General features: G+C 32.2%; 7 protein-coding genes. 3 read left to right on the top strand and 4 right to left on the bottom strand.

The features are described from left to right. Positions 1–169: 169 nt before the first annotated feature. Together dnaJ and L6Q46_RS13415 are read right to left on the bottom strand one after the other, a co-directional pair. Positions 170–1288, bottom strand: a complete 1119-nt coding sequence (gene dnaJ / locus L6Q46_RS13410) for a molecular chaperone DnaJ (RefSeq protein WP_291284730.1) — start codon at positions 1286–1288, stop codon at positions 170–172. 59 nt (positions 1289–1347) lie between these two features. Continuing rightward, on the bottom strand, positions 1348–1911 hold the full coding sequence (locus L6Q46_RS13415) for a nucleotide exchange factor GrpE (RefSeq protein ID WP_291284731.1): 564 nt from the start codon (positions 1909–1911) through the stop codon (positions 1348–1350). A 153-nt stretch (positions 1912–2064) separates the two neighbouring features. On the opposite strand from L6Q46_RS13415, the gene L6Q46_RS13420 reads away from it, so the two are divergent. Then, positions 2065–2622 carry a YceI family protein gene (locus L6Q46_RS13420; protein WP_363315883.1) on the top strand — a complete coding sequence of 186 codons (558 nt, stop codon included), beginning with the start codon at positions 2065–2067 and terminating at the stop codon, positions 2620–2622. Between the two features lie 103 nt (positions 2623–2725). Here the strand turns inward: L6Q46_RS13420 and L6Q46_RS13425 are convergent, their stop codons facing one another. Both L6Q46_RS13425 and L6Q46_RS13430 read right to left on the bottom strand, forming a co-directional pair. Further along, a complete protein-coding gene (locus L6Q46_RS13425) occupies positions 2726–3631 on the bottom strand; it encodes a TIGR01777 family oxidoreductase (protein WP_291284732.1) in 906 nt (301 codons plus the stop codon). A 120-nt stretch (positions 3632–3751) separates the two neighbouring features. Beyond that, a complete protein-coding gene (locus L6Q46_RS13430; protein ID WP_291284733.1) occupies positions 3752–4207 on the bottom strand; it encodes a DUF4442 domain-containing protein in 456 nt (151 codons plus the stop codon). Positions 4208–4440: 233 nt separating this feature from the next. Between L6Q46_RS13430 and L6Q46_RS13435 the strand changes: the two genes are divergently transcribed. Next, positions 4441–4770 (top strand): PadR family transcriptional regulator, encoded by a 330-nt coding sequence (locus tag L6Q46_RS13435; protein ID WP_026724567.1) that lies wholly within the window; start codon positions 4441–4443, stop codon positions 4768–4770. A gap of 5 nt (positions 4771–4775) precedes the next feature. Beyond that, a partial coding sequence (locus tag L6Q46_RS13440) for a PspC domain-containing protein (RefSeq protein ID WP_291284734.1) occupies positions 4776–5308 on the top strand: 533 nt, incomplete at its 3' end.

Raw genomic sequence — 5308 nt, forward strand, 5'->3', positions numbered from 1 at the left:
GCTCATATATAAAAAGTATGAATTTGTATTATTAGTAAGTAGTAAATATACGGATTTTGTTACAAAAAAAACCCACCCTTTATTGCTAAAGGATGGGAAAAATTGCTATGAAAAAGAAAAACTCACTCTCCTAAGAAAGTGAGTTTCAAATGTATTAATATTTATTTAATTATGAAAACATATCTTTAACTTTTTCAAAAAAAGATTTGTCTGACTTTTCTGGTTTCGGAATAAAGTTTTCATCAGTTAGCATTTTCTCGAAAAACTGCTTTTGTTCTTTGTTTAAAGTTTTTGGCGTCCAAACATTTACATGAACTAATAAATCGCCATTTCCATAAGAATTTAAACTTGGAATTCCTTTTCCTTTTAAACGAAGAATTTTACCCGATTGAATTCCTTCTTCTAATTTAATTCGAACTTTTCCAGAAACAGTATCAATTTCTTTAGAAGCGCCTAAAGCAGCTTCGGCAAAACTGATATATAAATCGTAATGTAAATTTTCTCCTTCGCGTTTTAAAGATTCATGTTCGATTTCTTCAATAGCAACTATTAAATCTCCTGGAATACTGTTTGTACCTGGCGCTTCATTACCTTTGCCGGCTACTTTTAATTGCATTCCATCAACTACTCCAGCAGGAATTTTGATTGAAACCGTATCGTCTTCTAACAACATTCCTTGTGCATCAGCTCCAGCAGGTTTTTGATCTAAAATTTGACCCGAACCACTACAAGTATGACAAGTAGTTGCCGTTTGCATTCTACCTAAAATTGTATTAGCAATTTTCATAATTTGTCCAGAACCATTACAAGTTGGACAACTTCTATAGGTTACTCCAGAAGCCTGAACTTTACGTTTTACTTTAACTTTCTTTTCAACTCCGTTAGCAATTTCTTCCAAAGTTAATTTTACTTTGATGCGAAGATTGCTTCCTTTTACTCTACGTTGACCTCCGCCACCGCCAAATCCAGAAAATCCGCCACCTCCAAAAGCACCACCAAAAATATCACCAAACTGACTAAAAATATCATCCATGTTCATGTGATGACCACCACCAAATCCACCACCATCAAAAGCTTGGTGACCATATTGATCGTATTTTGCTTTTTTGTTGGCATCGCTTAAAACTTCATAAGCTTCGGCAGCTTCTTTGAACTTTTCTTCTGCTTCTTTATTGCCTGGATTTTTGTCAGGATGAAACTCGATTGCTTTCTTGCGATAGGCTTTCTTTATTTCTTCGGCTGTAGCATTTTTTGAAATGCCTAATATTTCGTAAAAATCTTTTTTCATTACATCTTGTATTATAATATGTAGAAAAAGACAAGTCATTACTTGTCTCTACAGTAAAATTATTGTCCGATAACCACCTTTGGAAAACGGATGATTTTGTCACCTAATTTGTAACCTTTTTCAATTACATCGACAATTTTACCTTTTAATTTATCGTTTGGTGCTGGAATTTGGGTAATAGCTTCAGCAAAATCAGCATCAAAAGCATCACCAGCTTTCACTTCTACTTCTTCTAATCCTTTAGAAACTAAAGTTGATTTTAATTTATCATGAATCAATTGAACACCTGTTACCAAAGCTTCATCACCTGAATTTGAAATTTGTGCCCAAGCTCTGTCGAAATCATCTAAAACAGGCAACATCGCTTGTAAAACCTCTTGATTAGCAGTTTTAAACAAATCGATACGTTCTTTGGCTGTTCTTCTTTTATAATTTTCAAATTCAGCAAAAAGACGTAAAAATTTGTCTTTTTCATTGCTTAATTCTTCTTGCAATTGCTCTTCTACCGTTAATTCTGGTGTTGGAATTCCTTGAGTTTCTGAAACATTTTCTTCATTAATGTTCTCCTTTTCGATGTTTTCAGTACTTTCTTGACTCATATTTTTGAATATTTTTTTAAACATTTTTACTTTAGTAAATGGGATTGCAAATGTATTGCCAAAAGTTGAAAAATGTCAAATTGTCAGCAAAATTATTGAAAGATAAATTTTAGCAACTTTTTAAGACAGTTTAAAAAAGTTAAGAATTAAGTTTGTAACAACTAAAAAAATTAAAACATGAAAAAAAGCATTTTAAGTTTATTTGTTTTGGCTACTATTTCTATGAATGTAGCTTGTAAAGGAGAAAAAGAAAATGGTGAAGCTGGAGAAGTTGCAACAGCATCGGCAGAAAGCACCACTTATGTAGTTGACACAAAAGCTTCAGTTATTGAATGGATTGGTTCTAAACCAGCAGGAAAACACAATGGAACTATTAATTTAAAATCAGGTGAAGTTGCGGTTAAGAATGATAGCATTCAAAGCGGGAAATTTGTAATCGACATGAATTCAATTGTAGTTACCGATTTAAAAGCAGGTGACGGAAAAGAAGATTTAGAAGCACATTTAAAAGGAACTGGCGATAAAGAAGGAGAAGATCATTTTTTTAACGTAGGTAAATTTCCTGAAGGAATGTTTGAAATTACTTCTATCACTTCTGCAGACGGAAAAGCTACTGTAAACGGGAACTTGACTTTAAAAGGAACTTCAAAACCAGTTAGTTTTCCTGCAACAGTTGCTTACGAAGGAAACAACATGACATTGGAATGTAAATTATGCTTCAAAATCGATTTTTGATGATTTAAAAGATAAGTTTGTAAACGATGAAATTGACTTGGTTGTGAAATTAAAAGCAACTAAAAAATAATAATTAAAACCGCCAATTTTGTTGGCGGTTTTTTTATTTTAATAAATCATTCAAGGCTTTATCAAGAGAAGCGAATTTGAATTGGTATTTCAAATCGAGTAGTTTTCTACAACTTACATGCTGACTTGAAAATAGTATTTGATGCATTTCGCCAAGAATAAGATTCATTACAAATTGAGGAATATTTGGCAAAAATAATGGCTTTCCTAAAGTTTTAGCAATCGCTTTTGTTAATTCAGCATTCGTAACAGGATAAGGCGCAACTCCATTAAAAACTCCTGAAAGTTGATTTTGAATTACAAACTGAAAAATGCCTACTAAATCCTGAATGTGAATCCAAGACTGATATTGCTCTCCTGAACCAAAAGCTGCACCAACACCCATTTTAATTGGTTTTGCCATTTCTTGAAGCGCTCCTCCTTCTTTGGCAAGTACAATTCCAATTCTAATTTTAGCTACATTAATTTGTAACTTTTCAAACTGATTGACTTCCTCTTCCCATTGTTGTACAACATTACCTAAAAATGAATTGTCAACCTTATTATCTGTTTCATGATAAATATAGTTGAAGTCATTTGGGTAAATCCCAATAGCTGAAGCAGAAACAATCTGTTTTACTTGATGCGAATTTTTTTGAAGTGTTTTATAAAGTAATCTTGTAGATAAAACTCTACTTTCAATTATTTCCTCTTTATATGAAGATGTCCATTTTTTTGCAACCGAAGCTCCAGCCAAATGCACAATCACCTCAACGTCTGTTAAAGCATTTAAATCGATTTCAGATGTTTTGGGATTCCAATAAAAACCTTTGTAATTATTTTGCGAAACTAGTTTTGATTTCGAAGTCGACAAATAATGAACTGTAAATCCATTTTTAAGTAATAAACTTACCAATTCTTGCCCAACTAATCCTGTAGCTCCTGTAATTAAAACCGTCATTTTCTTTTCCTTTTTTCTCAAATTTACTACCAATAAATAAGGAATGAAAGTAAATTAACTTATGTTTAGGATTAGTTTTAAGTTGAGAGTTATGAGTTATGAGTTGGGAGTTAAAAAATATTAACCTCTAACTTTAATGGTCCATTCGAATTGCATTTCGGAAACTTGTTCACCTTTTTCATTTTTACCAATTGATGTTAACCAAATCGTTTGTCCTTCATTTGTGTCAATCGCTTTTTGAATGGTATTTTTGATTGCATTTCCTTGATTACAAGTAAAAGTAATTCTTCCAGTAGCTTTCTTAGTAAACAAACTTTTATTTTGAGCCACTAACATTGATATGTTTTTACCGCTTTGTTTGATTTGAAACATGACCAAAGCCCCCGTTGTAAACTCGGCCGCCATAGCTTGCACAGCAAAATACATAGAATTAAACGGATTTTGATTAAACCAACGATGTTTTACCGTTACTTCACAAACTTCGGGTGAAATTGATTTAACTCTTACCCCACTCCAAAAGGCAGAAGGCAGTTTAAAAAATGTAAATAGATTTAGTTTTGCAGGTGTAAACTCCATAATTCATTGATTTATTTTGTAAAAATACAAAAAATACTATGCACTCCTAGCATTTTTTTATTTGTTAAATTTTTGTTAAATATTAGTACTATGCGTAACATAATACCTGCTTTTAGACTTATCTTTGTATAAGAAAATAATAGGTAATCTAATTTTCAATCATCAAATCAATCACTGCGCAAGCAAAAAGAATCAAAAAATGAACAGTCTAATTAAAAAAAACAAGGGGAATTATGAACATTGAAAACACTAAAGCACAAATGCGAAAAGGTGTTTTAGAATTTTGTATCTTATCGGTCTTAAAAGAAAAAGATGCATATACTTCTGAAATATTGGATACGCTAAAGAATGCTAAATTACTAGTTGTGGAAGGCACCGTTTACCCACTACTAACAAGGCTAAAAAACGATGGATTATTAAATTATCGTTGGGAAGAATCAACATCGGGACCACCAAGAAAATATTACGGTTTAACCGATGAAGGAAAAGAATTTTTACAAGAATTAAATGGCACCTGGAAAGAATTATCAGATGCAGTAAACATAATAACAAGTCAAAACTAAAAGTCATGAACAAAACAATAAGTATAAATTTAGGAGGTTTTTTCTTTCACATCGACGAAGATGCCTATCAAAAATTATCGCGTTATTTTGATGCGGTGAAACGTTCGCTTTCGGCTGATGGAAGAGACGAAATAATGAAAGATATAGAAAGTCGTATTGCCGAACTTTTTCAAGAGCGTTTAAAGAACGACAAACAAGTTGTAGGATTAACTGAAATTGAAGAGGTAATCACCATTATGGGACAACCGGAAGATTACAAAATTGACGATGAGAAATCAACTTATCAATCTAGTTCTTCTTCATCAACTAATTTCTATTATCCTTCAAAAAGATTGTATCGTGATAAAGAAAACGGTATGCTTGGTGGTGTAATGGCTGGTCTAGGTCATTATTTAGGAATAGATACTTTGTGGTTACGTATCATAATGGTTATTTTATTCTTTGGCTTTGGAACTGGTTTATTTGTTTATATCGTATTATGGATTTTAGTTCCAGAAGCGGTTACTACAACTCAGAAACTTGAAATGAAAGGCGAACC

This window comes from Flavobacterium sp. (genome assembly GCF_023151265.1).
In the GTDB taxonomy this organism is placed as follows: domain Bacteria; phylum Bacteroidota; class Bacteroidia; order Flavobacteriales; family Flavobacteriaceae; genus Flavobacterium.

What these genes read in the sequence shown, in the direction of transcription:
- L6Q46_RS13415 (WP_291284731.1), bottom strand. Translation starts at nt 1,911, where the DNA reads ATGTTTAAAAAAATATTCAAAAATATGAGTCAAGAAAGTACTGAAAAC.
- L6Q46_RS13430 (WP_291284733.1), bottom strand. Translation starts at nt 4,207, where the DNA reads ATGGAGTTTACACCTGCAAAACTAAATCTATTTACATTTTTTAAACTG.
- L6Q46_RS13420 (WP_363315883.1), top strand. Translation starts at nt 2,065, where the DNA reads ATGAAAAAAAGCATTTTAAGTTTATTTGTTTTGGCTACTATTTCTATG.
- dnaJ (WP_291284730.1), bottom strand. Translation starts at nt 1,288, where the DNA reads ATGAAAAAAGATTTTTACGAAATATTAGGCATTTCAAAAAATGCTACA.
- L6Q46_RS13425 (WP_291284732.1), bottom strand. Translation starts at nt 3,631, where the DNA reads ATGACGGTTTTAATTACAGGAGCTACAGGATTAGTTGGGCAAGAATTG.
- L6Q46_RS13435 (WP_026724567.1), top strand. Translation starts at nt 4,441, where the DNA reads ATGAACATTGAAAACACTAAAGCACAAATGCGAAAAGGTGTTTTAGAA.